The sequence below is a fragment of the Streptomyces sp. NPDC057939 genome, assembly GCF_042887545.1.
Taxonomy (GTDB): Bacteria; Actinomycetota; Actinomycetes; order Streptomycetales; family Streptomycetaceae; genus Streptomyces.
In genome coordinates this window covers 18,187-43,272 of the sequence record NZ_JBHVPG010000061.1, presented here as the reverse complement: position 1 = coordinate 43,272, position 25,086 = coordinate 18,187, and the positions used below count along the sequence as shown (strand labels likewise).

Below are 25,086 nucleotides of genomic sequence, written 5' to 3'. Positions count from 1 at the left end.
GGCAGGCCGGCCACCGGCGTGCATACTTCTAAGGAAGAGGTGAGTGGCGGGTCCGGTCGCCGACAATCACCCGTTCGGACCCAGCAGGAAGTGCTCATGACCAAGCTGTCGGTAGTTGTCCCTTGTTACAACGAAGAAGCCGTGATCGACAGTTTCGACGCGGAGATCAGGCGGGTACTGGACGACCTGCCCGTCGAGTACGAGGTCTGCTACGTCGACGACGGCAGCCGTGACGGAACTCTCGAAAAGCTCCGCAAGATCGCCTCCGAGTACGCGGACCAGACCCGGTACGTGTCCTTCAGCCGCAACTTCGGCAAGGAGGCCGGCATGCTCGCCGGCCTGCGCGAGGCCACCGGCGACGCCGTCGTCATCATGGACGCCGACCTCCAGCACCCGCCGGAGCTGATCGCCACCATGCTGGAGCACTACCGGCAGGGCCACGACCAGATCATCGCCCGGCGCACCCGCGAGGGCGACAAGAAGGTCCGCTCGGCCCTGAGCCGCCTCTACTACCGGGGCGTCAACCGCTGGGTCGACGTCGAACTCGCCGACGGCGTAGGGGACTTCCGCATGCTGTCCCGGCCGGCCGTGGACGCCCTGCTCGCGCTCCCCGAGTACAACCGCTTCTCCAAGGGGCTGTTCTCCTGGATCGGCTTCGACACCGTCCACTTCGACTACCGCAACGCCCAGCGCGAGGCCGGCGAGACGAAGTGGAAGTTCGGCAGCCTGCTGAACTACGGCATGGACGGGCTGATCTCGTTCAACAACCGTCCGCTGCGGATCGGGATCTGGCTCGGCGTGTCGCTGGTGGGCCTGACCGGCCTGTACGCGCTGTGGATCACCATCATGGCGATCACCAACGGCATCGACTCGCCGGGCTACGTCACCCTCGTCGCGATGATCGCCGGAATCGGCGGCGTCCAGATGATCATGCTGGGTCTGATCGGCGAGTACATCGGCCGCATCTACTACGAGACCAAGCGCCGCCCCCACTTCCTGGTCAAGGAAGCCCACGGCGCCGAGCGCATGCCCGGGATCTCCGAAGCCGTGATCGCGGAGCGCAGCCGCCGATGACGAAGAAGGACCAGCTCGGCCAGATCTTCCGGTTCGCCCTCGTGGGCGGCGTCAACACCGGCACCTTCTTCGGGTTCTACCTGCTGCTGCACCCGTGGATGCCGTACTTCGCCGCCTACACCCTGGCCTTCGTGCTGTCGATGATCGGGTCGTTCTTCATGAACACCTACTTCACCTACCGCACCCGGCCCACCTGGAAGAAGTTCCTGTTCTTCCCGCTGACCAACGTCACCAACTACGTCATCCAGTCCGTCGGCCTCTACGCCCTGGTCACCTGGGCCGGGATGGACACCCGGATCGCGCCGCTCGTCGCGGCCGTCGTCGCCATCCCCTTCACCTTCCTGCTGTCCCGCAGGATCCTGGTCCCCGGGGCGGCCCGCGCGGCGGAACCCGCGCCGAGGCCGTCGTCCTCGTCCACCGTCTGAAACCGCCGAGCGCGCGCTCACGGCCACCCCGTAGATTGGGCAGGTCGGCCGGACCTTCCGTCCGGCCGTCCGGCAAGGGGCAAGGGGACAGACGTGTCAGGGGCAAGGCAAGGCGTGCTGGACGCCCGCAGGATCGTGGTCAAGGTCGGTTCCTCCTCCCTGACCACGGCGGAGGGCGGACTCGACGCCGACCGGGTGGACGCCCTGGTCGACGTACTGGCCAAGGCGCGCAGCGGCGGGGAGAAGGAGATCGTCCTGGTCTCCTCCGGTGCCATCGCCGCCGGACTCTCCCCGCTCGGCCTGCGCCGCCGACCCAAGGACCTCGCCCGCCAACAGGCGGCCGCCAGCGTCGGGCAGGGCCTGCTCGTCGCCCGGTACACCGCCTCCTTCGCCCGCTACGGCGTCCGCGTCGGCCAGGTCCTGCTCACCACCGACGACACCAGCCGGCGCGCGCACTACCGCAACGCCTACCGGACGCTCGACCAGCTCCTGGCCATGGGCGCGCTGCCCGTCGTCAACGAGAACGACACCGTCGCCACCGACGAGATCCGCTTCGGCGACAACGACCGGCTGGCCGCCCTCGTCGCACACCTGGTGCGCGCCGACCTCCTCGTCCTCCTCTCCGACGTCGACGGCCTCTACGACGGCGACCCGTCGCAGCCCGGCACCACCCGCATCGACGAGGTGCGCGGCCCCCAGGACATCGCCCACGTCACCATCGGCAGCGCCGGCAAGGCGGGCGTCGGGACCGGCGGCATGGTCACCAAGGTCGAAGCCGCCCGGATCGCCGCCGCCGCGGGCATCCCCGTCGTCCTCACCTCCGCCAGCCAGGCCGCCGACGCGCTCTCCGGCCGCCCGACCGGCACCCACTTCCACGCCACCGGCCGCCGCTCCGCCGACCGGCTCCTGTGGCTCCAACACGCCTCGACCCCGCAGGGCCACCTCGTCCTGGACGACGGCGCCGTGCGCGCCGTCACCGAACGCGGCAGTTCCCTGCTGCCCGCCGGGATCGCCGCCGTGGAGGGCGACTTCGTCGCCGGGGACCCCGTCGAGCTGCGGTCCGCGGACGGTCGCGCCGTCGCGCGGGGTCTCGTCAACTTCGACGCCAAGGAGCTCCCGCAGCTCCTCGGCCGCTCCACCCGCGAGCTCGCCAGGGAGCTCGGACCCGCGTACGAGCGGGAGGTCGTACACCGTGACGATCTGGTGCTGCTCCAGGGCTGAGGTTCGGCAAAACCGCCGCGCGGGGGGCCGGGGACTGGTCAACTGTGAGGGGCGGACACGCGTAGCGCAGACAGGAGGCGGCTGGTGAGACGAGCGCTGACCAGCGTCGGCACCGGGGACGGCCACGGACAGGGGAGCGGGCACGGAGGCGGGGACCACGGCCACGGGGACGACGGCCACGGGGACCGGGACGAGTCCCGCCTGTGGCACATCACCCTGAGCGTCTCCGGCAAGCCCGCGCCCCTCTCGGAGGTCCGGCGAGGGCTGGAACAGCTCGCCCACGACCACCCCTTCCTGCTGACGAGCCGGTACGCCGACGACCACGCGGAGATCCGGTACTGGGAGGAGGCCCGCGACCTCCACGACGCGGCGGCCGTCGCCCTGCGGCTCTGGGGCGAACACCGGTCCTCGGCGCGGCTGCCGCCCTGGGAGATCGTCGGCCTGGAGGTCATCGACCGCGCGACGTACCACCAACGCGTGGCGGAGGGCTACGGCCCGCCCCCGGCCCACCCGGTGGGCGTACACCCGTACTAGGGCCTGCCGTCGAACTCCCTTCTGCCTCGTGGCGTCCGGCACGCACTCCCGCCGCACCGGGCGAATGCCCGAGTACGTCCGGTACACCGGCCTCCGCCCGGCACGCCGGGAGCACGCACCGGACACCGCGAGGCCGCCCTCCGGGCGACGACGGGACTTTGACGACAGGCCCCGGGCCGCCCCTTTCGGATCCTGCCGGGGCCCGTCCACCCCCGGCCCCTCCACTCCGTCGTGGTCGGGGGCGTGCGGACCGGCCCCATCCGGCCCCGCCGGCGTTTGAGGCGCGGGCCGGGGCGGAGCCCGGGAATCGGAGAAGGGGCGGGGGGACCCCCGCGCAGCGGCCCGGGGCGCCGACCGGCGGCTCCGGGGGAGAGGCCCCCGCGGCGGCCCACCCGCCCCCCCGTCTCGGGGGATGGAACCCCTTCGGGCCCGGTGGGACCGGGGACTACCCTGGCCGCATGACCACGCTCGACGACGCCACCGCCACCTCCCCCGTCCTCGCCACCGCGCAGCGGTCCCGCACGGCCGCCGCCACCATCGCGCCACTCCCGCGGTCCGCCAAGGACACGGCCCTGCTGGCCATCGCGGACGCCCTGGAGGCCCGTACGGCGGAGATCGTCACCGCCAACGCCGTGGACACGGCCAAGGCGCGCGAGGCCGGCACGAGCGAGACGGTCATCGACCGCCTCACCCTCACCCCGGAGCGGGTCGGGGCCATCGCCTCCGACGTGCGCGACGTCGCGGCCCTCCCCGACCCCGTCGGCGAGGTCGTCCGCGGTTCGACCCTCCCCAACGGCATCGACCTCCGCCAGATCCGGGTACCGCTCGGCGTCGTCGGCATCATCTACGAGGCCCGCCCCAACGTCACCGTCGACGCCGCCGCCCTCTGCCTGAAGTCCGGCAACGCCGTTCTCCTGCGCGGCAGTTCGTCGGCCTACGCCTCCAACACGGCGCTCGTCGCCATCCTCCGCGACGCCATCGAGGGAGCGGGCCTGCCCGCCGACGCGATCCAGCTCGTTCCCGGCGAGTCCCGCGACTCCGTCCGCGAGCTGATGCGCGCCCGCGGCCTCGTCGACGTCCTCATCCCGCGCGGTGGCGCCTCCCTCATCAGGACCGTCGTCGAGGAGTCCACCGTCCCGGTCATCGAGACCGGTACCGGCAACTGCCACGTCTACGTCGACGCCGAGGCGGACCTCCGCATGGCGGTGGACATCCTCATCAACTCCAAGGCGCAGCGGCCCTCCGTCTGCAACTCCGCGGAAACCCTCCTCGTGCACCGCGACATCGCGGCAACCTTCCTTCCGCTCGCCCTCGACGCCCTCGCCGACGCCGGCGTCACCGTCCACGGCGACGAGCGGGTCCTGGCAGCGGCCGAGGGCACCAAGGCCACCGCGTTGCCCGCCACCGACGAGGACTGGGCCGCCGAGTACCTGTCCTACGACATCGCCGCCGCCGTCGTGGACTCCCTCGACGACGCCGTCACCCACATCCGCCGCTGGACCTCCGGCCACACCGAGGCGATCGTCACCACCTCCCAGGCCGCCGCCCGCCGGTTCACCCAGCTGGTCGACTCGACCACCGTCGCCGTGAACGCCTCCACCCGCTTCACGGACGGTGGCCAGTTCGGCTTCGGCGCCGAGATCGGCATCTCCACCCAGAAGCTGCACGCCCGGGGCCCCATGGGCCTTCCCGAGCTCACCTCCACCAAGTACATCGTCACCGGCGACGGTCACATCCGGTAACCGCCCCACGAACACGGTGTGGCCGGATCCCGGCGTACGCCTGCCCAAAGCCGCCCCCCAGGTCTACGCTGTTGCTGTGCCGGACGACGTGGGGGGCAAGCCGTTCCCGGACGACGGGACCCCCGAAGACGATGCAAACGACCGCGGAGGCGCGGAAAACGACTTCGCCTCCGTGGTGTTCGACGAGGCCTTCGTCCGGAACGCCGAGATCCATGAACCGAGCGCCGCCGAGCGCCAGCGGGCCGCGGACCGGGCCAGAGCCGAGGCCGAGGCCGCCCGCGTCGCCGGAGGCTGGAACGGCGACGACGACTACGGCTACGGCCACCCCGACGGCCCCGGGTTGGACGACGACCCCGGCTGGGATCCCGACCACCACGGCTACGGATACGCCGAGGGCCCCTACGGCGCCTACGGCGGGAGCCTGCGGCCCTACCGCGGCCGGTCGCCGTGGCTGCGCCCGGTCGCCTGGGTGCTCGCCTTCGTCATGGGGCTCGGCATGGTCGCCCTCGCCTTCAGCGCCGTTTACCGCAACGCCTCCGGGGAAGCGGACCCCGCCCCGGCGCCGGCCAGCACCCCGCTCCGGGAAGTCGGGGACGTCGGCGCGTTTACCTACCCCGTAGTCCGCCAACCCTGAAGGTACGACCCCGCTTGCGCGAACCGGAGACGGGGGCTTCTCTGAAGCGGGGACAGCGGGGAGAAGCGATGGCCGTTCCAGGAGATCCACCAGGCGGCACCCCCGACGGCATCGGCGGGGGCGATGACGAACTGCGCCCGGACGAGTACCGGTCGGTGGTGTTCGACGAGGACTTCGTCCGCGCTGCCCGGCTCCAGGAGTTCTCGGCGGAAGAACGCATGGGCGAACACGCCCGAGCCGTCCGCAGCCGCTCCCTCTGGTCGTCCGGCGGACCCTCCTCCGCGCAGGGGACGAGCACCCCGGGGCGCGGCGCCCGCCAGGGCATGCTCCTCGTGCTGCTCATCGCCACCGCCTTCGCGGTCGCCGTCTACATGGGCCTGCGCAACCCGTACGTCCCGCCGCCCGGCGGCACCGCCGAGCCGCTCAGCAGCGTCGTCGTACCCCTCGCCCCGGCCGAGAAGGTGCCCGGTGGGAAACCCACCGACCTGTACGAGAAGAGCCGGGCGGCCGACTACCGGGTCGGCGCGGCAGGGATCACCCTTCCGGCCCTGCGCCGCACCCAGCACTTCACCGAGGGCCAGGTCGTCGCCGCGCTGTCCATCGCCAAGGACTACCTGGTGCAGTCCTCGCTGGACCCCGACGTGCTGTCCGGGGCCGCCTCACGGCCCGTCCGCGTCCTGCTCGACCCCGGCCAGCTCACCCAGTTCGACCAGAGCATGACCGCGCCCTCCGGGGACGGCCGGTACGCGGCCACCGGCTGGCTCGTCCGCTTCGACCCCGCCGTCGTGCTCGTCGCCGACACCAGGGTCCGGGTCAGCGGCACCCTCGCCTTCCGGGAGCTGACCCCGGAGGTCCTGGAAGTGACCACCGACCACACCTTCGTGTACGCCGTCCGCCCGGTGGGCGGCCCGGCGGCCACCCTCGACGGGGCCTCGCTCTTCACCGTCCGGCGCGAACTGCGGATGCGCTTCGACAGGGAGGACCTCACGGCCCGCCGGACCGAGCTGACCTCCGCCTACGTGCTGGCGGGCCCGCAGGACTGCGCCAGTGACCCCGCGGCGGGCTTCCGCCCGCTGACGGCCGGGTCGGACCCCACCACCGTGGGCCCGCCCGCGACCGATCCGTACACCGACGGCCGCCCCCGGCGCACGGCCGGGCTGTGCGGCGTCCTCGCCCCGGGCGGGACGCCCACGGCGCAGCCGCCGCCCGGGGAACGGACCGTGGAGCCCTCCGGCGCCACGCCGGGGAGCGCGGCCCCCGTCAGCCCTGCTCCGGCCCCGGCCGGGTAGTGCCCTTGCCGTCGGAGCCGCCGTCACCGGCAGCCCCGGTACCCGATCCGGCGCCCGCTCCCGATCCCGCGCCGGTGAACCGGTCGCGGAGCTTGCCGCCCAGGTCGCCCGCGCCGCCGGCGATGTCGCCGACGAGCTTCATCAGCGGGTCCTTGCTGGTGCGCACCGTGTCCGCGTAGTGCGACGCCGACTGGCGGAAGGAGTCGGTCACCGAGGTGTCCTTGTCCTCCTCGCGCCGCGGGTAGTGGCCGTCCATGATCCGCTGGTAGTCCCGGTGCTGGGACCACTTCTTCAGCTCGGCCGCCCGCACGGTCGTGAAGGGGTGGGTGCGCGGCAGCACGTTGAGGATCTTCAGCACGGAGTCGCGCAGGTCCCCGCTCTTCTCGTACTCGTCCGCCTGCTCCAGGAACGCGTCGACGTTCATCTCGTGGAGGTGGTTGCCGCCGGCGATCTTCATGAGGCCGCGCATCGAGGCGTTCAGGTCCTGGCCCACCAGCAGACCGGCCCGGTCGGCGGACAGCTCCGACTTGCGGAACCACTCGCGCAGCGCGGTGACCAGCGCCATGATCGCCACGTTCCCCAGCGGGATCCACGCGACCTTCAGCGCCAGACCCGTCAGGAACAGCAGGATCGTGCGGTACACGGAGTGCCCGGACAGCGCGTGGCCCACCTCGTGGCCCACCACCGCCCGCATCTCCTCCTCGTCGAGCAGCTCCACGAGGCCCGTCGTCACCACGATGATCGGCTCGTCCAGCCCGATGCACATGGCGTTGGGCTTCGGGTCCTGCTGGACGTACATCTGCGGGACCTTCTCCAGGTCCAGGATGTAACAGGCGTCGCGCAACATCCCGTGCAGGTGCGGGAACTGCGTCTCGCCGACCCGCACCGAGTCCGACAGGAAGAGCAGCCGCAGGCTGCGCTCCGGCAGGAGCCCGCTCAGGGTCTTGAACACCGTGTCGAAGCCGCTCAGCTTGCGCAGCGCCACCAGCGCGGAACGGTCCGCGGGGTGCTCGTACGCCCGTGAGGAGATTCCGGGGAACCTCCTGCGATTGCGTGCCGGTGCCTTCTCGAAACCGGTGTCCGTCATAGCGCCTCCCCCTTGATCGGCCTGTGTCGTCTGGCGTCCATCCTCCCCAACGACTGAGTCGGCGTGAGCGTGCCCAGGGGCCCCGCATACGATGTGAGCGAAGTCTCCGCTCGCTCCCCGACTCGATAGGTATCTGCCTGATGAGCCTCTCCACCACCGCCCACAACATGGTCGTTCTCGCATCGGGGGGCGCCGAGCACGGCGGCAACCACGACAGCCTGAACCCCTACCTCACCGGTGGCGCTGCGTTCGTCATCCTGATGCTGATGCTCTGGGTGACCACGCGCCTGAACCGCGACCGCTAAGCCCCTCCGTGGACGCGGCACCGGGCCAGTAGGCTCTGCGCTCATGGGAGAGCAGGAAATGCCTACGGGCCCGGTCAAGCGCCGGCTCGGCGTGATGGGCGGGACATTCGACCCGATCCACCACGGCCACCTCGTGGCCGCCAGCGAAGTCGCCGCGCTGTTCCACCTCGACGAGGTGATGTTCGTACCGACCGGTGAGCCGTGGCAGAAGTCGCAGCGGGCCGTGTCCCCCGCCGAGGACCGTTACCTCATGACGGTGATCGCGACGGCCTCGAACCCCCAGTTCTCGGTGAGCCGAATCGACATCGACCGCGGCGGTCCGACGTACACCATCGACACCCTGCGGGACCTGAGCGCGCTCAACGACGACGCCGACCTGTTCTTCATCACCGGCGCCGATGCCCTCGCCCAGATCCTCACCTGGCGGAACGCCGAGGAACTCTTCTCCCTCGCGCACTTCATCGGAGTGACCCGCCCCGGCCACGTGCTCACCGACGACGGACTGCCCGAAGGCGGCGTCTCCCTCGTCGAGGTCCCCGCGCTGGCCATCTCCTCCACGGACTGCCGAGCCCGGGTCGCCCAGGGCGATCCGGTCTGGTATCTCGTTCCCGACGGTGTGGTGCGCTACATCGACAAGCGTGAGCTGTACCGGGGAGCCTGAGCTTCCGGAAGAGAGGGGCCCGCGGTGAACGACCCACAGGATCCGTACGACCCGTACGCCGCCCAGGAGCAGCAGCTCATCGGCTACGACCCGTACGGCAGACCCGTGTACGGCCCGGTCGCCGCGCGGCCCGCCCCGCCCCCCGACGCCCCTCCTCCGTACGGGTACGAACAGCAGCAGTACCAGCAGTACCAGCATTACGAGCAGGAGCAGCAGTACCGGCAACAGCAGTACCAGCAGCCGTACGGGCAGGAGCAGTACGGGCAACCCGGGTACGAGCAGCCCCGGGACCCCGGGTACGACACCCGGCAGGCGCAACAGTGGATCCCGCAGCAGAGCGCCCCCGAGCAGCCCCACCAACCCCCGTACCCGCCCCCGGAACAGCAGCAGCCGCGGTACGAGGGCGCCCCGCAACCGCCCCCGCAGGTCCCCGAGCCGCGCCGCGAGCAGGTTGGTGCCCCCGCGCCCGGCGCGGACCACGACGACGAGCGGTTCGCCTTCGTCGACCGGCCGGACGAGGACTCCGAGGACGTCATCGACTGGTTGGCCTTCACCGAGAGCCGCACCGAGCGCCGCGAGGAGGCCCGCCGCAGGGGCCGCAACCGCGGGGTCGCGCTGATCGTCGTCCTGTCCCTGTTCGTCGTCGGAGGCGCCGGCTACCTCTGGTACGCGGACCGGCTGCCCTTCCTCGACGGCCCCGACGGGCAACGGAACACCGCGGCGGCCACCGGGGAGCAGAAGCGCGACATCATCGTCGTCCACCTGCACAACACCAAGCGCGGCGGCACCTCCACCGCCCTCCTCGTGGACAACGTCACCACCCGCCGGGGCGCCACCGTCCTGCTGCCCAACACCCTCGGCGTCACGAAGCAGGACGGCACCCCGGCGGCCCTCGGCAAGACCGTCGAGGAGGGGGCCCTCGGCACCCGCGAGTCCCTCGACACCGTCCTCGGCACCCGCATCGGCGGGACCTGGCGCCTGGACACGCCCTTCCTGGAACGCCTCGTCGAGCTGGTCGGCGGCATCGAGACGGACACCGACACCGCGGTCCCGGCCGACGAACAGGCCAGGACCCCGGCCGTCGCGCAGGGCTCGAAGCAGAGCCTCACCGGGGCGATGGCCGTCGCGTACGCCACCCACCGCGGCCCCGGGGAACCGGAGGCCGAACAGTTGGAGCGGACCGGCCGGGTGCTCCTCGCCGTCCTGCGCAAGATTCCCGGCGACCCGAAGTCGGCGGCGACGACCGTGGAGAGCATGGGCCAGATCCTCGACCCCGGACTGGACGCGCAGAACCTCGGGGCGCTCCTGGCGCGGATCGGCGAGCACGCCAAGGTGGGCGCGTACCGCACCGAGGTCCTCGCGGTGAAGCCCGACGGCGGCCTCACCGACGAGGCGAACAAGAGGGTCGTCAAGGAGGTCCTCGGCGGTTCCTTCACCGCGGCCCAACCGGGCGCGGCCCCACGGGTCGGCCTCAGGGACGCCACGGGCGACGAACGGACCGGAACCGCGGCGAAGGCGGCCCTGCTCAACGGCGGCTACGCGTTCGTGGACGGCGGCAAGGCCGACCGGACCGACGCCACCTCGCGGATCACCTACCAGGACGACGCGCAGCGGGACCGGGCGATCGAGGTCGCCAAGACGCTCGGATTGCCGGAAACGGCCGTGAAGAAGGCGGAGAACGCGGTGAACGCGGACGTCGTGGTGACCCTGGGCAAGGACTACAAGGCGTCCTGAGGGCTCCGAGGCCCCCGCGAACCGGCCCTGAGCTGGGCTTCCGTCCGCGCGGAACGTTCTGCGCGGGCGGGGTCGGCGGTACATGAGACCCTTGTAAGGATCTGCCCGTCAACCCGAAAGCATGGCCACGTGACCGCCACGGACCGCTCCATCGAGCTCATCACCGCCGCCGCCCAGGCCGCGGCCGACCGGCTCGCGCACGACATCATCGCGTACGACGTCAGCGACGTGCTGTCGATCACCGACGCCTTCCTCCTCGCCTCCGCGCCGAACGACCGCCAGGTCAAGTCGATCGTGGACGAGATCGAGGAGCAGCTGCTCAAGAAGCTCGGTGCCAAGCCGGTGCGCCGCGAGGGCGACCGCGACGCCCGCTGGATCCTGCTCGACTACGTCGACATCGTCGTCCACGTCCAGCACAGCGAGGAGCGCGTCTTCTACGCGCTGGAGCGCCTGTGGAAGGACTGCCCCGAGATCGAGCTCCCCGAGGACGCCAAGCTCACCATCGGCAAGGCCGAGGAGCACGCCAAGCTGCGCGAGGCGGCCGGCGACGACGAACTGGACGGTGATCTGTTCTGAGCACCAGCACAACGGGCACGACCAGCAGGAAGATCGTCCTCTGGCGGCACGGCCAGACCTCGTGGAACCTGGAACGACGCTTCCAGGGCTCCACGGACATAGAGCTGACCGAGACGGGTGTGGCGCAGGCGCGCCGCGCCGCTCGGCTGCTCGCCTCGCTGCGGCCGGACGCCATCGTCGCCTCCGACCTCCGGCGGGCCGCGGACACGGCCGCCGAACTGGCCGCCGTCACGGGCCTCTCCGTCCAGCACGACGAGGCGCTGCGCGAGACGTACGCCGGCGAGTGGCAGGGCCTCACGCACGACGAGATCCTCGCGAAGTACGGCGAGCAGTACGCCGCCTGGAAGCGCGGCGAGCCCGTCCGCCGCGGCGGCGGTGAACTGGAGACCGAGGTCGCCGACCGCGCCGCGCCGGTGGTGCTGCGCCACGCCGACGCGCTGCCCGAGGGCGGCACGCTCGTGGTCGTCAGTCACGGCGGCACCATCCGTACGACGATCGGCCGCCTGCTCGGCCTGGAGGCGTACTACTGGGAGGGTCTCGGCGGGCTCTCCAACTGCTGTTGGTCCGTCCTCGGCGAAGGCGCGCGGGGCTGGCGACTGATGGAGCACAACGCCGGCACGCTGCCGGAACCGGTGCTCGGCGACGACGACTGAGCCCGCGCGGAGCCCGGCCGGACGCGTCGGAACGGGCCTCCCACCCGGATTTCACTTTCCGGCTGGTCACAGGCTAGAGTTCTTCTTGTTCGCAGCGAAGAACACCGGAAACGGGGGGAACGCGGCGGAGAGCGGGGCTATAGCTCAGTTGGTAGAGCGCCTGCATGGCATGCAGGAGGTCTGGAGTTCAATTCTCCATAGCTCCACAATCAGGATCCCGTCCCCAACAGGGGGCGGGATCCTTGCGTTTGTTCCTTTTGCGACGGCTGCCCCCGTCGGCACCGGCATGGCAGAATCGGACGGCCGGAGGGGGTCACGACGGCCCGACGCGGGAGGGAGTCGCTGACGGATGGGTGCACACCGGCGGCGGTGCGACTGGTGCGACAACGGCACGCCGATCGTGCGGGACATGGAACCGGTCAACCACGACTACCAGTACTGGTGCGAGGAATGCGCACGGGCGCTGATCATAAAAGGCGACCCGATCGAGACGTACCGGGAGCTCGAAGGGGAACCGATCTACGGGCGGCTGCTCGACGAGCACTGCACGTTGAAGCGGTTCTACCAGTTCGCGCGAGCCTGACGGGCCCGACGAGAAGGTAGCGAGAAGGCGGCGATACACCTCAAAACGGACATGGCCCGCAGTCGGCGGAAACCGATTTTTGGACCAGGGCCATGACCGTGTAATGTTTGGGACGTCGCCAAGGGGAACCGGCAAGGGAAACCGAAGCGGCAAGCAGTACGGCAGTACAAGGGGCTATAGCTCAGTTGGTAGAGCGCCTGCATGGCATGCAGGAGGTCTGGAGTTCAATTCTCCATAGCTCCACAGTGAAGAAGCGGGCCACCCCGATCGGGTGGCCCGCTTCTCGTTGTGCCCGCTCCCGTTGTGCCCGCGGCCCCGTCGCGTGCCCGCCGCTCGGAACGGCAGAGCGGCCGCGGGAGCCGCTGCGGTACCCTGACGCCATGCGTGCCGTACGCCTTCTGCTTACCGAGCCGCGCTGATCAGTACCGACCCATCGAGCACCACGGATGCGGTCGGCATCGGCGCGGCGTCCCCTCCTGTGCGAGGGGCTTTTTCGTTTGGGCAGGCAGAGACGGCAGAGACGATCGATGGAGCTTCAGAAATCATGAGCGAGACGAACACCCCGGCCCCCGAGGCGGCCGAGGGGCACCGTTACACGGCTGCCATGGCCGCCGACATCGAGGCACGCTGGCAGGACGTATGGGACGCGGAGGGCACGTACGAGGCCCCGAACCCGACCGGTGACCTGGCCGGAGACCCCACCGTGGTCGCGCGGCCCAAGAAGTTCATCATGGACATGTTCCCGTACCCGTCCGGTGCGGGCCTGCACGTCGGCCACCCGCTCGGGTACATCGCCACCGACGTCTTCGCCCGCCACCAGCGGATGACCGGCCACAACGTCCTGCACACCCTGGGCTTCGACGCCTTCGGCCTGCCGGCCGAGCAGTACGCCGTGCAGACCGGCACACACCCGCGCGTGTCCACCGAGGCGAACATCGAGAACATGAAGGTCCAGCTGCGCCGCCTGGGCCTGGGGCACGACAAGCGCCGCTCGTTCGCGACGATCGACCCCGACTACTACAAGTGGACGCAGTGGATCTTCCTGCAGATCTACAACTCCTTCTACGACACCGACGCGCAGCAGGCCCGCCCGATCACCGAGCTGGTCGCCGCCTTCGAGGACGGCAGCCGTGAGGTACCCGGCGGCAGCGCCTGGGCCGAGCTGACCGCTGCCGAGCGGGCCGACGTGCTGAACGGCTTCCGGCTGGCCTACGCCTCCGACGCGCCGGTCAACTGGTGCCCCGGGCTGGGCACCGTACTGGCCAACGAGGAGGTCACCGCGGACGGCCGCTCCGAGCGCGGCAACTTCCCCGTCTTCAAGGCCAGGCTGAGCCAGTGGAACATGCGGATCACCGCGTACGCGGACCGCCTGCTGGACGACCTGGACGCGCTGGACTGGCCCGAGGCCATCAAGCTGCAGCAGCGGAACTGGATCGGCCGCAGCGAGGGCGCGCGCGTCGACTTCGCCGTCGGCGACGCCGGCGCGATCACCGTCTTCACCACCCGCCCGGACACCCTGTTCGGCGCGACCTACATGGTCCTGGCGCCCGAACACGAGCTGGTCTCCGCCGTCGTCCCGGCCGCCTGGCCCGAGGGCACCCACCCGGTGTGGACCGGCGGCTGGGCCACCCCCACCGAGGCCGTCGACGCCTACCGCAAGCAGGCCGCCTCGAAGTCGGACGTCGAGCGGCAGGCCGAGGCCAAGGACAAGACCGGCGTCTTCACCGGCGCGTACGCGACCAACCCGGTCAGCGGCGAGCAGGTCCCGGTCTTCATCGCCGACTACGTACTGATGGGCTACGGCACCGGCGCGATCATGGCCGTCCCCGCCCACGACAGCCGCGACTTCGAGTTCGCGCGCGCCTTCGAGCTGCCGATGCGCTGCGTCGTCCAGCCGACGGACGGCCGGGGCACCGACCCGGCCGAGTGGGACGCCGCGTTCGTCTCGCACGACGCCGCGCTGGTCAACTCCGCCGGCGAGGGCATCTCCCTGGACGGCCTGGGCGTCGTCGAGGCCAAGGCCGCCATCACCGACTGGCTGGCCGACCGCGGCATCGGTGAGGGCACCGTCAACTTCCGTCTGCGCGACTGGCTGTTCAGCCGCCAGCGCTACTGGGGCGAGCCCTTCCCGATCGTCTACGACGAGGACGGCGTCGCCCACGCGCTGCCCGCGTCGATGCTGCCGCTGGAACTGCCCGAGGTCGAGGACTACTCGCCGCGCACCTTCGAGCCGGACGACGCCGCCTCCAAGCCCGAGACGCCGCTGTCGCGCAACGAGGACTGGGTCAACGTCGAGCTGGACCTGGGCGACGGGGCGGGCGTCAAGCGCTACCGCCGCGAGACCAACACCATGCCGAACTGGGCCGGCTCCTGCTGGTACGAGCTGCGCTACCTGGACCCGCACAACGCGGACGCGCTGGTCGACCCGGAGATCGAGCAGTACTGGATGGGCCCGCGCGACGGCGCCCCGCACGGCGGCGTCGACCTGTACGTCGGCGGCGCCGAGCACGCCGTGCTGCACCTGCTGTACGCCCGCTTCTGGTCGAAGGTCCTGTTCGACCTGGGCCACGTCTCCTCCGTGGAGCCGTTCCACAAGCTGTTCAACCAGGGCATGATCCAGGCGTACGCGTACACCGACTCGCGCGGTGTGTACGTCCCGGCGGCCGAGGTCGAGGAGCGCGACGGCGGCTGGTTCCACCAGGGCGAGCCCGTCAAGCGCGAGCACGGCAAGATGGGCAAGTCCCTGAAGAACGCCGTCACGCCCGACGAGATGTGCGAGGAGTACGGCGCGGACACCCTGCGCCTGTACGAGATGGCCATGGGTCCCCTGGACGTCTCGCGCCCGTGGGACACCCGCGCCGTCGTCGGCCAGTACCGGCTGCTGCAGCGCCTGTGGCGCAACGTGGTGGACGAGGAGACCGGTGAGGTCACCGTCGTCGACGCGGAGCCGGGCGAGGACACCCTGCGGGCGCTGCACAAGGCGATCGACGGGGCCGGCGCGGACATGGCGGCGCTGCGGTTCAACACGGCCATCGCCAAGATCACCGAGCTGAACAACTTCCTGACGAAGGCGGGCCGCCCGCTGGAGCGCTCCGTCGCCGAGCGGCTGGTGCTGCTGGTCGCGCCGCTGGCCCCGCACATCGCGGAGGAGCTGTGGCACCGCCTGGGCCACAGCGACTCGGTGGTCCACCAGGACTTCCCGGTCGCGGACCCGGCGTACGTCGTGGACGACACCGTCACCTGCGTCGTCCAGGTCAAGGGCAAGGTCAAGGCGCGCCTGGAGGTGCCGCCCACGATCTCCGAGGCGGACCTGGAGCAGCTGGCCGTCACCGACGCGGGCGTGGTCGCCGCGCTGGGCGGCGCGGAGATCCGCAAGGTGATCGTGCGGGCGCCGAAGCTGGTGAACATCGTCATCTGAGGACGGCCCCCCGGTGTGGGGGACATCCCGTAAGGGCAGGTTGGGGGTTCCGCGGGAACCCCCGACCTGCCCTTGGCGTTTACGGTGGAGGGAAGTGATTCGGCGGAGGAAGGGAACCTCATGGAGGTGGGCGCTTTGATCATCTTTGCCCTGTTGGTGCTGTTCGCCTTCTTGGGGCTGGGTGCCTGGGCCACCGTGAAGGTGGTGGGCGCGGCGAAGCGCGGCGTGGACCGTACGATCACGCAGGCCCGCAGGACGGTCGAGGACACGACCCTGAGGGCGAAGAGCTTCGGCCAGGTCGGGGTCACGGGGGCATTGGCGCAACTGCGGCTGGACCTGCGCAACTCCATGCGGGCCACGCAGCAGGCGCTGTACCAGGGCGTGCAGGTGGACAGCTCGCTGAAGGAGTCGATCGGCCTCTTCGAGCGGCTCAGCGCCCACGGGTACGAGCTGGACGACGAACTGAAGCGGCTGGAGCACGACCCGGACCGCAAGCGCATCGAGGAGAGCCTTCCTGACCTCCGGGAACGCACCGCCAAGATCACGCAGGCCGCGGACTCGCTGCGGTGGGCCGCACGGGATCGTGCCCGTCGGTTCGCCGAGGACGACCTGGACCTGCTGTCGGCCCAGATCGGGGTCGAATCGGACGCCCTGCGTGACTGGTCCCCGGAATCCGTCGACGAACTGGCGGCCGCCGCGGCCGCGTGGGACGCGCAGCAGGCCGGGGCCGGGTCCGGGTCCGGGGCTGGATCCGGTGCCGGTGCCGGTGCCGGTGCGCAGGGGGCGCCTGGTTCGCAGGCGCCTTCCGGGTGGACGGCCCGCGAGGCGCAGCCGCAGCCCGCCGCGCTGAATCCGCCGACGCCGGAGGTGCGGTACCCGTGGCAGAAGACCCCGAGGCCCGAGGCGACCACCTGAGGGGTGGGGCGGGGCATTTCGTAGGGTTCGGGCCGTCATCGTGGTGGGCCGGCCAGGCGTTTTCGTGGGGCCGGGCCCGGTGTTTTCGTGGGGCCCGGACCTGGTGTTCTTCGTGAGCCGAGGGGCCGGGCTGCCGGATCGCCCCCGGTGGCGGTAACCTCCGGCTCATGTCCCGCCATGTCGCGATCATCACCGATTCCACGGCCTATCTGCCCCCACCGGCGATGGCGCGGCACGGGATCAGCTCCGTCCCCCTGACCGTGGTCCTGGGAGGCGAGGCCCTGGAAGAGGGCACCGAGATCTCGGCGCGCAGCCTCGCCGTCGCCCTGCAGAAGCGTCGTTCCGTCACGACCTCCAGGCCGGGCCCGGAGGAGTTCGTGCGCGCTTACCAGGCCGCCGCCGACGCCGGTGCGACCGGCATCGTCAGCCTCCACCTCTCCGCCGAGTTCTCCGGCACCTACGACGCCGCGGTGGTCGCGGCGAGGACGGCGCCGGTGCCGGTGCGGGTCGTCGACACCGGCATGGTCGCGATGGCCCTCGGCTTCTGCGCCCTCGCCGCCGCCGAAACGGCCGAGGCCGGTGGTTCCGCGGACGAGGCCGTCGCCGCCGCGGAGAAGCGCGCCGCGGAGATGTCGGCGTACTTCTACGTGGACACCCTCGACTACCTCCGCCGCGGCGGCCGGATCGGGGCCGCTCAGGCCCTCCTCGGCTCGGCTCTGGCGGTCAAGCCGCTGCTGACGCTGGACGGCGGGCGCATCGAGATGCTGGAGAAGGTACGCACGGCCTCCAAGGCCATCGCGCGGCTGGAGGAACTGGCCGTCGAGCGGGCCGGTTCGCGAAGCGTCGATGTCGCCGTGCACCACCTGGCGGCCCCCGAACGAGCGGAGAAGCTCGCCCAGCGGCTTCGGGAACGGATCCCCGGGCTGGTCGAGCTGCACGTCAGCGAGGTCGGCGCGGTCATCGGAGCACACACCGGGCCGGGTCTGTTGGCGGCGGTCGTTTCGCCGCGCTGAGGCGGGTGCGGGTGCGGGATCCGGGACCTGTCACCGGGACGGGTGGTCGAGTTATCCACAACGTGCTTGTTCTCCACTGGAATTGAAGGCTCCGAGCGGGGATCGGGACGCGCCCCTAGCGTCGTGGCATGACTCTGCGATCGCGCTCCACGCGCCACTTCGAAGCCTCCGTCGCCACTGCCGGCCCCGGCAGGCCGCGCCGTTCCGACGGCCGTCTGCGGGACCGTCGTCGCGTTCATCCGGATCCCGACCGCCTGCGGCGCCGGGCCGAGGCGCTGCTGTCCGCCGGCGCAGCCGCGGGCGGGCGGGAACGCGGAGGCGGACGGGAACGAGGGGATGGGCGGGCGGCCGATCCGCCGCCGCCCGACATCCGTGGAGGTACGGCCGAGTTCGGGGTGCGCGGGACGCGGGCCGCGGGCGGTGGGCTCGGAGCGGGGGGTGTGCGTGCCGAATCCGAGGCATCGGGTGCACCGGGTGATCCCGGTGACTCGGGGAAGGGCGCCGGTGGGTCGACGGGGCCGGCCGGGCGGTGGCTCGCCGTGCGGGAGCGGCTGCCCGTGTGGGTGCAGGCCCGTTGCGGGGTGGAGCGGCGCACGGTGGCGGCCGTTGCCGTCGTGCTGGTCGCGGCGGTCGGGTTCGCCGCCCAGCAGTACTGGTCGGGCCGGCCGCAGCCGGTGACGGCGCCCGCGGTGATCACCCCGGCACCCGCACCGGCTCCCGGCCCGGCGCCGGCGCCGGGGTCCGGTGCCGCCGCCGGGTCGGGCGGGCGCATCGTGGTGGACGTCGGGGGCAAGGTCCGGGATCCCGGCGTGCGGAGGCTGCCCGCCGGCTCACGGGTGGAGGATGCGCTGGCGGCCGCCGGGGGAGTGCGGCCGGGCGCCGACACCACCGGGCTCAATCGGGCCCGGATCCTCGTGGACGGCGAGCAGGTGCTCGTGGGGACACCGCCGCAGCAGGCACCGGTCGGGGGCGCTCCGGGTGCGGGGGCCGGTCCGGGTTCGGGTGCCGTGCCGTTGAGCCTCGCCACTGCGACCGTCGAGCAGTTGGACGGGCTGCCCGGGGTGGGCCCGGTACTGGCCCGGCACATCGTCGACTTCCGTACCGCCCGGGGCGGAATCCGGGCCGTGGAGGAACTCCGGCAGGTCAACGGCATCGGTGAGCGTCGCTTCGCCGACCTGCGCCCCTTGGTGCGGCCGTGAACACCCCGGACGGGCGCGGCGCCGGCGGCAGTGGCCCCGGGAGGGGCGCGGGCGAAGCCTCCGGGTTCGTGGGGCGCGGGCGGCGGTCGGTGGCGCCGGAGCCGGTCCCGGGGGTCATGGCTCGCCGGCTCGGCGGGAACCGCGCCGCGGGGGCGGGGCCCCGGGTGGCCGGGGTGAGCCCGCCCGTGAGCCGGTCCGTGGGGGTAGGTGGGGGTGGGGCGGGTCGTCGCGGGTCCGGTGGGCATGGCGAGGGGGTCCGGCCGGTGGACCTGCGGCTCGTCGTGCCCGCTCTGGGCGCCTGGGCGGCGGCGGCAGCGGCCCTCGTGGCCCCGGGCCCGCGGACCGCCGCCGGGGTGGGGCTCGCGGTGGTCGCGGCCGGGGCGCTGCTGTCGGCCGGGGCCCGCGGAACCAGGCTCCTGTGGCGGGTCGGCGTGACCGCGGCCGCCACCCTGCTCTGCGCGGCCGCCGGGGCGGGGGTGGCCGGGCTGGAACGGGCCGAGGCGCGGGCGGGACCCCTTCCCCGGCTCGCCGGGGCGCACGCCCGGGTCCTCACGGAGCTCACCGTCGGCTCGGACCCCCGGGAGGCCCGCACGGGAACCGGGCCGCCCGTGGTGGTGCTGGACGCCGTGGCCACCCGGGTGACGGGCCCCGACGGCAGGGAGAGCCGGATCCGGACCCCGGTGCGGGTGCTCGCCGCGCACCCCGGATGGGCCCGGCTGCTGCCCTCCACCCGGGTCGCGGTGGTGGCCCGCCTCGCCCCCTCCCGCAGCGGGGAACGGGCCGTGGCGCTGGTCCGCCCGGCGGGCGACACACCGCCCCGGGTCACGGCCGGCCCGGACACCGCGCAGCGCATCGCCGCGGCCCTGCGCGTCGGCCTGCGCGACGCCACCGAGGGGCTCGCGCCGGACGCCAGGGCCCTGCTGCCCGGCCTGGTGGTCGGTGACACCTCCAGGGTCCCGCCCGACCTGCACGACGCGTTCCGGGCCACGGACCTGCTGCACCTGCTCGCCGTCTCCGGGGCGAACCTGACCGTCGTGCTGTACCTGCTCATCGGGCCCCCGGCCCGCGCGCAGCACGTCGAGCGGCGGGGACTGGCGCCCCGCCTGGGGCTGTCGCTCAGGGCCACCGCGGTGGGCGGGGCGGCCCTGACCCTGGCCTTCGTCGTGGTCTGTCGCCCCGAGCCGAGCGTGCTGCGCGCCGCCGCCTGCGGGGGGATCACCCTGCTGGCCCTCGCCACCGGGCGGCGCAGGTCCCTGATCCCCGCGCTGGCCGGGGCCGTCCTGTTGCTGGTGCTGTACGACCCGTGGCTGGCCCGCAGTGCCGGATTCCTGCTGTCGGTCCTGGCCACCGGGTCGCTGCTCACGCTCGGGCCCCGCTGGAGCGAAGCCCTGCGGCGACGCGGGACGCGGCCCCGATTCGCCGACGCGCTGGGAGCCGCCGCGGCGGCGCAGGCCGTGTGCGCCCCCGTCGTCGTCGTGCTCTCCGCCCGGGTGAGCCTCGTCGCCGTGCCGTGCAACCTGCTGGCGGAACTCGCGGCCGGCCCGGCGACGGTACTGGGCTTCGCGGTCCTCGCCACGGCTCCGTGGTGCATGCCGCTGGCGGAGCTGCTCGCCCGGTGCGCGGCAGTGCCCGCCGGGTGGATCGCCGCGGTCGCGCGGGCCGGGGCGCGGCTGCCGGGGGCGGAGCTGCCCTGGCCGGGCGGGCCGGGCGGAGCCCTGCTGCTGGTTGCCGCGACGGCGGCCCTCGTGGGACTCGGCGTCAGGTTCGGCCGGCGGCGGGGTGTGTGCGCCGCCTTCGCCGTGGTGCTGCTGATCGCCGTACTGCGGCCGCCGCAGCTGATCCGTACGTTCACCGGCTGGCCGCCGCCCGACTGGAGCTACGTGCAGTGCGCCGTGGGTCAGGGCGACGCCGCCGTGCTCGCCGTCGCTCCGGGCTCCGCCGTCGTGGTGGACGCGGGGCCCGAGCCCGGGCCGGTGGACGCCTGCCTGCGGACCCTGGGTGTGAATCGCGTCCCACTCCTGCTCCTGACGCACTTCCACGCGGACCACGTGGGAGGGCTCCGGGGGGTGCTGCGGGGCCGGTCCGTGGGTGTGATTCAAACCACCACAGTGCGGGAGCCTCCCGGGCAGGCGGCGTTCGTCGGGCGGGTCGCGGCGGCCGCCGGGGTGCCCGTCGCGCAAGCCGTGGCGGGGGAGCGGAGGAAGGCCGGAAGAGTGGAGTGGCAGGTGCTGTGGCCGTCGGCGGCCGGCCCTCCGCCCGAGGGGGCCAACGACGCGAGCGTCGCCCTCCTGGTGCGCACCTCCGGGCTGACGTTCCTGCTGCTGGGAGACCTCGAACCGCCTTCCCAGGAAGCCCTCTTGAGGGAACATCCGGAACTGGGGCCGGTGGACGTGCTGAAGGTCGCCCACCACGGTTCGGCACGCCAGGACCCCGCCCTCCACGACCGGGTGCGACCGCGGCTCGCGATCGTTCCTGTCGGCGCCGGGAACCGCTACGGCCACCCGGCGCCGGGCATGCTGGCCCGGCTGAGGGCCCGCGGCACGACCGTCCTGCGCACCGATACCGACGGTTCGATCGCGGTCTTCGGCAGCGGTCCCCGGATGAGGGCGTTTCCGGCCGGCCGACGTCGGAACGGGGCCGGGCATACCGGGCGCGACCATTCTGTTTGCCCACAACCCGGCAGCATGATCGAATGCCTCTTCGCCGCAACGGTCCAAGTCCACACAGCACGGGGGTGCGTCAACCATGTTCGGTCGCCGACGGGGGATGGAGTCGGCCGGAAGCGTCGACTCGCAGAGAACCGCGACGCTCACACTGCCGCCGACCGCGCGGTTGTTGAGCTGTCGGGTCCTCGACACGGTCCACCAACCCATCCGGCAAGCCAAGTTCGAGGTCACCGATCCGATCGGCAGACGGGTCGTCAGCGGCGAGACCGATCCGTACGGAGGGTTCACCGCGGCCATGCCGGAGGGCGAGTACCGGCTCTCGGTGACCGCCGAGGGGTACGCGCCGTTCCACGGGGCGACGCTCGTGGGCGACCCGGCGCAGCTCGGCACCGCGGAGATCATCCTGGACGCGGTGGAACCGCCGCGGCTGCCGCAGCCCGGGCACTGGGAGCTCGATCCGTCGCACTCCTCGATCGGCTTCGCCGCCCGGCACATCGGCTTCGCCCGCATCCACGGCCGCTTCAACACCTTCGCGGGCGCGGTCCGGATCGCGGACCGCATGGAGGAGTCCTCCATGCACGTCATCATCGACGCGGCGAGCATCGACACCGGAATGCGCCTGCGGGACGACCACCTGCGGTCCGCGGACTTCCTCGACGCCGCCCGGCACCCGACGGTGGAGTTCTACAGCGAGCGGTTCATCCACCGCTCCGGCAGCCGCTGGGCGGTCGCCGGCGCCCTCACCCTCCACGGCGTCAGTCGTTCCGTCACCCTGGACACCCAGTACCTGGGCCACGGCACGGGCCTGGAGGGCGAGCCGAGGGCCGCCTGCCGGGCCACGGCCGAGCTGAACCGCGAGGACTTCGCGCTCAACTGGCAGTCGATGCTGGCGGCCGGCGTCGCGGCGATCGGCGCGAGCGTGGAAGTGTCGCTGGACGTGCAGATCGTCCACAAGGCCTGACACCGCGCCCCCGGGGCCCGGACGGGCCGGGGCGGGCGTCAGGGGGCTTCGAGCCAGCCCTCGTACTCGGCGGCGAGGTCGTCCAGGGAGGCGGCGTCGAGCCGTTCCTGCGGGTCCTCCACGACCACCAGCCACTGGGCGTCCTCGGCGTCGTCCTCACCGGCGAGGGCGTCGCGCACCAGTTGGGGTTCTTCGGGCAGGCCGAAGCGGTCGACGGCCTCCTGGGCCACCTCTTCGGCGGCGTCGCGGTCCGGGAGGACCAGTACATGTCGCTCGTTCACCCGACCATTCTCGGGTACCGGACGAGGGGGACTGTCGGCGCGGCGTGGGATGCTGGAGCCGATGGCCACCAGGAAGAACTCAACCGACGACCTGCTCGCCCCGCTCACCCTCGCGGTGGGGCAGGAGGACCTGCTGCTCGACCGTGTCGTACGGGACGTGGTGACGGCGGCCCGCGCGGCCGACGCCGACACGGACGTGCGGGACCTCACCTCCGACCAGCTCCAGCCCGGCACGCTGGCCGAGCTGACCAGCCCCTCGCTCTTCTCCGAGCGCAAGGTCCTGATCGTGCGCAACGCGCAGGACCTCGGGGCGGACACCGTCAAGGAGGTCAAGGCCTACCTCGGCGCACCGTACGAGGAGATCACCCTCGTCCTCCTCCACGCCGGCGGCGTCAAGGGCAAGGGTCTGCTCGACGCGGCACGGAAGGCGGGTGGCCGGGAGGTCGCCTGCCCGAAGATGACGAAGGCGGCGGACCGGCTGTCGTTCGTGCGGGGAGAGTTCCGGACGCTGGGGCGCTCCGCGACCCCCGAGGCCTGCCAGACGTTGGTCGACGCCATCGGCAGCGACCTGCGGGAACTGGCGAGCGCGGCGGCGCAGCTGTGCGCGGACGTCGAGGGCACCATCGACGAAGCCGTGGTCGGCCGTTACTACACCGGCCGGGCCGAGGCCTCCAGCTTCACCGTCGCGGACCGGGCGGTCGAGGGGCGTGCGGCGGAAGCGCTCGAAGCGCTGCGCTGGTCCCTCTCGACGGGGGTCGCGCCGGTCCTGATCACCAGTGCGCTGGCCCAGGCGGTCCGGGCGATCGGCAAGCTGGCCTCCGCGCCCCGCGGGGCCCGCCCCGGCGACCTCGCCCGTGACCTCGGCATGCCGCCGTGGAAGATCGACCGGGTCCGGCAGCAGATGCGGGGCTGGTCGGCGGACGCCGTCTCCGACGCGCTGCGCGCGGTCGCCGCGGCCGACGCCGGCGTGAAGGGCGGGGGAGACGACCCCGAGTACGCCCTGGAAAAGGCGGTCGTGGCGGTGGCCCGCGCGGCCCGCCCGGCCCGTCGTTAGGGCCTGTCGCCACACTCCCGCCGTGGCCCCGAGGGCGGCCTCGCGGCGCGTCTCGGTGCCTGCCCTCGGCGTGCCGGGCGTAGGGCCGCGCACCGGCCCCGTATCGCGCCTCCGCCCGGGGGCGGCGAGAGCCCGCGCCGAACGTCGCGGGCCAGCGGACGGCCATTCGGCGACAGGACCCGGAGCCCGCGCGGGGGCGCCCGCGTCGGACCCCGCATCGCGCCCCGCGGCGACACAGCTCCGCGGTGATACCCCCCTGCGGCGGCGGGCCCCGTCCCCGCGCGGGCCGCAGCCGCCGGGCGGCAGGACCGGTAGGGCGGGCCGGCCACGCCGCGGGCCCTACACGCCGCGGGCTCGACACGCACGGGGCGGCCCCACCGGTGGGAACGCGCGAGGTGCGAAGCGCGACGCGTTCCGGGCAACGCGAAGGCCCCGGGCTCCGTCCTGGGGAAGGGCGGAGGCCCGGGGCCTTCGGTCACTGCCTTGGTTGCGCCGCACCCGCGTGGCGAACGCAGGCCGCGTGCGGCGCGGTGTGCCGGTACGGAGCGGGAGAGAGGGCCCGCTGGGTCCCTACCGGCGATTCACATCGAGAGCTCAGCCCTGGAGGGAGGCAACCTTGGAGGCCAGCGCCGACTTCTTGTTGGCGGCGGCGTTCTTGTGGATGACACCCTTCGAGACAGCCTTGTCGAGCGCACGCGCGGCGGCGCGAGAAGCCACGGTGGCCTTCTCGGCGTCACCGGCGACGACGGCCTCGCGGGCCTTGCGGATCGCGGTCTTGAGCGAGGACTTGACGGCCTTGTTGCGCAGGCGCGCCTTCTCGTTCGTCTTGTTCCGCTTGATCTGGGACTTGATGTTCGCCACGAAAGAGCCTTTTCAGGTTCAGAGTTTTGTTCTTCGGATTGCGTCCCGCAGCTGAGAGGGCATACGAGACACAGCTGCCCAGGCTACCAGGCACGTTCCGACCGGCCCAAACCGAGCGCACTGCCCCGTCCATGGGACCATGGGAGTCTGCGTACAGATCCCACATCGCGCCGACGAGGCGACGAGAGCAGACTTCGCTT

Annotated in this window: 22 protein-coding genes, 2 tRNA genes and 1 pseudogene; 22 read left to right on the top strand and 3 right to left on the bottom strand. The window is 72.4% G+C overall.

Annotated elements, in window-relative coordinates; genetic code table 11:
* Positions 1 to 96 precede the first annotated feature (96 nt).
* The 7 genes from ACFVS6_RS37645 (at position 97) to ACFVS6_RS37615 (ending at position 6,919) form a co-directional block, all read left to right on the top strand.
* The gene (locus ACFVS6_RS37645) at positions 97 to 1,074 is read left to right on the top strand and encodes a glycosyltransferase family 2 protein (RefSeq protein WP_389711043.1); all 978 of its coding nucleotides are present in this window, start codon (positions 97 to 99) and stop codon (positions 1,072 to 1,074) included.
* Positions 1,071 to 1,499 (top strand): GtrA family protein, encoded by a 429-nt coding sequence (locus ACFVS6_RS37640; protein ID WP_389711042.1) that lies wholly within the window; start codon positions 1,071 to 1,073, stop codon positions 1,497 to 1,499. The genes ACFVS6_RS37645 and ACFVS6_RS37640 overlap by 4 nt, the downstream gene beginning before the upstream one ends.
* Before the next feature lie 93 nt (positions 1,500 to 1,592).
* Entirely contained in the window at positions 1,593 to 2,720 is a 1,128-nt protein-coding gene (proB, locus tag ACFVS6_RS37635; protein WP_385584936.1) for a glutamate 5-kinase, read from the top strand.
* Positions 2,721 to 2,804: 84 nt separating this feature from the next.
* Positions 2,805 to 3,254 (top strand): hypothetical protein, encoded by a 450-nt coding sequence (locus ACFVS6_RS37630; RefSeq protein ID WP_389711041.1) that lies wholly within the window; start codon positions 2,805 to 2,807, stop codon positions 3,252 to 3,254.
* A gap of 458 nt (positions 3,255 to 3,712) precedes the next feature.
* The gene (locus tag ACFVS6_RS37625; protein WP_389711040.1) at positions 3,713 to 4,996 is read left to right on the top strand and encodes a glutamate-5-semialdehyde dehydrogenase; all 1,284 of its coding nucleotides are present in this window, start codon (positions 3,713 to 3,715) and stop codon (positions 4,994 to 4,996) included.
* 76 nt (positions 4,997 to 5,072) lie between these two features.
* Positions 5,073 to 5,630 (top strand): hypothetical protein, encoded by a 558-nt coding sequence (locus ACFVS6_RS37620; RefSeq protein WP_389711039.1) that lies wholly within the window; start codon positions 5,073 to 5,075, stop codon positions 5,628 to 5,630.
* A gap of 68 nt (positions 5,631 to 5,698) precedes the next feature.
* Positions 5,699 to 6,919, top strand: coding sequence for a hypothetical protein (locus ACFVS6_RS37615; protein ID WP_389711038.1), 1,221 nt, complete (start codon positions 5,699 to 5,701; stop codon positions 6,917 to 6,919).
* On the opposite strand, the gene ACFVS6_RS37610 is transcribed toward ACFVS6_RS37615, so the two are convergent.
* Positions 6,891 to 8,006, bottom strand: coding sequence for a M48 family metallopeptidase (locus ACFVS6_RS37610; protein WP_389711037.1), 1,116 nt, complete (start codon positions 8,004 to 8,006; stop codon positions 6,891 to 6,893). The genes ACFVS6_RS37615 and ACFVS6_RS37610 overlap by 29 nt on opposite strands.
* 140 nt (positions 8,007 to 8,146) lie before the next feature.
* On the opposite strand from ACFVS6_RS37610, the gene ACFVS6_RS37605 reads away from it, so the two are divergent.
* The 14 genes and pseudogenes from ACFVS6_RS37605 (at position 8,147) to ACFVS6_RS37540 (ending at position 22,690) form a co-directional block, all read left to right on the top strand.
* Positions 8,147 to 8,311: a hypothetical protein gene (locus tag ACFVS6_RS37605; RefSeq protein WP_389711036.1), complete on the top strand. Its 165-nt coding sequence runs from the start codon at positions 8,147 to 8,149 to the stop codon at positions 8,309 to 8,311.
* A 43-nt stretch (positions 8,312 to 8,354) separates the two neighbouring features.
* On the top strand, positions 8,355 to 8,972 hold the full coding sequence (gene nadD, locus ACFVS6_RS37600; protein WP_281206789.1) for a nicotinate-nucleotide adenylyltransferase: 618 nt from the start codon (positions 8,355 to 8,357) through the stop codon (positions 8,970 to 8,972).
* Positions 8,973 to 8,996: 24 nt separating this feature from the next.
* A complete protein-coding gene (locus tag ACFVS6_RS37595) occupies positions 8,997 to 10,706 on the top strand; it encodes an LCP family protein (RefSeq protein WP_389711035.1) in 1,710 nt (569 codons plus the stop codon).
* 129 nt (positions 10,707 to 10,835) lie between these two features.
* A complete protein-coding gene (rsfS, locus tag ACFVS6_RS37590) occupies positions 10,836 to 11,282 on the top strand; it encodes a ribosome silencing factor (RefSeq protein ID WP_073915048.1) in 447 nt (148 codons plus the stop codon).
* Positions 11,279 to 11,935: a histidine phosphatase family protein gene (locus tag ACFVS6_RS37585; protein WP_389711051.1), complete on the top strand. Its 657-nt coding sequence runs from the start codon at positions 11,279 to 11,281 to the stop codon at positions 11,933 to 11,935. The genes rsfS and ACFVS6_RS37585 overlap by 4 nt, the downstream gene beginning before the upstream one ends.
* 133 nt (positions 11,936 to 12,068) lie before the next feature.
* Positions 12,069 to 12,141, top strand: a tRNA-Ala gene (locus tag ACFVS6_RS37580).
* 143 nt (positions 12,142 to 12,284) lie between these two features.
* The gene (locus ACFVS6_RS37575) at positions 12,285 to 12,518 is read left to right on the top strand and encodes a hypothetical protein (protein ID WP_362876780.1); all 234 of its coding nucleotides are present in this window, start codon (positions 12,285 to 12,287) and stop codon (positions 12,516 to 12,518) included.
* Positions 12,519 to 12,688: 170 nt separating this feature from the next.
* Positions 12,689 to 12,761 (top strand) — tRNA-Ala (locus ACFVS6_RS37570).
* Between the two features lie 301 nt (positions 12,762 to 13,062).
* A complete protein-coding gene (leuS, locus tag ACFVS6_RS37565) occupies positions 13,063 to 15,936 on the top strand; it encodes a leucine--tRNA ligase (RefSeq protein WP_389711034.1) in 2,874 nt (957 codons plus the stop codon).
* Between the two features lie 126 nt (positions 15,937 to 16,062).
* The gene (locus ACFVS6_RS37560; protein WP_389711050.1) at positions 16,063 to 16,851 is read left to right on the top strand and encodes a hypothetical protein; all 789 of its coding nucleotides are present in this window, start codon (positions 16,063 to 16,065) and stop codon (positions 16,849 to 16,851) included.
* Between the two features lie 167 nt (positions 16,852 to 17,018).
* Positions 17,019 to 17,864, top strand: coding sequence for a DegV family protein (locus tag ACFVS6_RS37555; RefSeq protein ID WP_389711033.1), 846 nt, complete (start codon positions 17,019 to 17,021; stop codon positions 17,862 to 17,864).
* Positions 17,865 to 18,304: 440 nt separating this feature from the next.
* Complete coding sequence (locus tag ACFVS6_RS37550; RefSeq protein WP_389711032.1) at positions 18,305 to 19,063, top strand: helix-hairpin-helix domain-containing protein; 759 nt, start codon at positions 18,305 to 18,307, stop codon at positions 19,061 to 19,063.
* Between the two features lie 116 nt (positions 19,064 to 19,179).
* Positions 19,180 to 21,672 (top strand): annotated as a pseudogene (locus tag ACFVS6_RS37545) (ComEC/Rec2 family competence protein); the annotation flags it as partial.
* Positions 21,673 to 21,808: 136 nt separating this feature from the next.
* Positions 21,809 to 22,690 (top strand): YceI family protein, encoded by an 882-nt coding sequence (locus tag ACFVS6_RS37540; protein WP_389711031.1) that lies wholly within the window; start codon positions 21,809 to 21,811, stop codon positions 22,688 to 22,690.
* Positions 22,691 to 22,728: 38 nt separating this feature from the next.
* Here the strand turns inward: ACFVS6_RS37540 and ACFVS6_RS37535 are convergent, their stop codons facing one another.
* Complete coding sequence (locus ACFVS6_RS37535) at positions 22,729 to 22,971, bottom strand: hypothetical protein (RefSeq protein WP_389711030.1); 243 nt, start codon at positions 22,969 to 22,971, stop codon at positions 22,729 to 22,731.
* A gap of 61 nt (positions 22,972 to 23,032) precedes the next feature.
* Here ACFVS6_RS37535 and holA point away from each other — a divergent pair, with 61 nt between their 5' ends.
* Positions 23,033 to 24,025, top strand: coding sequence for a DNA polymerase III subunit delta (gene holA / locus ACFVS6_RS37530; RefSeq protein ID WP_389711029.1), 993 nt, complete (start codon positions 23,033 to 23,035; stop codon positions 24,023 to 24,025).
* A gap of 594 nt (positions 24,026 to 24,619) precedes the next feature.
* Here the strand turns inward: holA and rpsT are convergent.
* Positions 24,620 to 24,886 (bottom strand): 30S ribosomal protein S20, encoded by a 267-nt coding sequence (gene rpsT, locus ACFVS6_RS37525; RefSeq protein ID WP_385178191.1) that lies wholly within the window; start codon positions 24,884 to 24,886, stop codon positions 24,620 to 24,622.
* Positions 24,887 to 25,086: the final 200 nt, after the last annotated feature.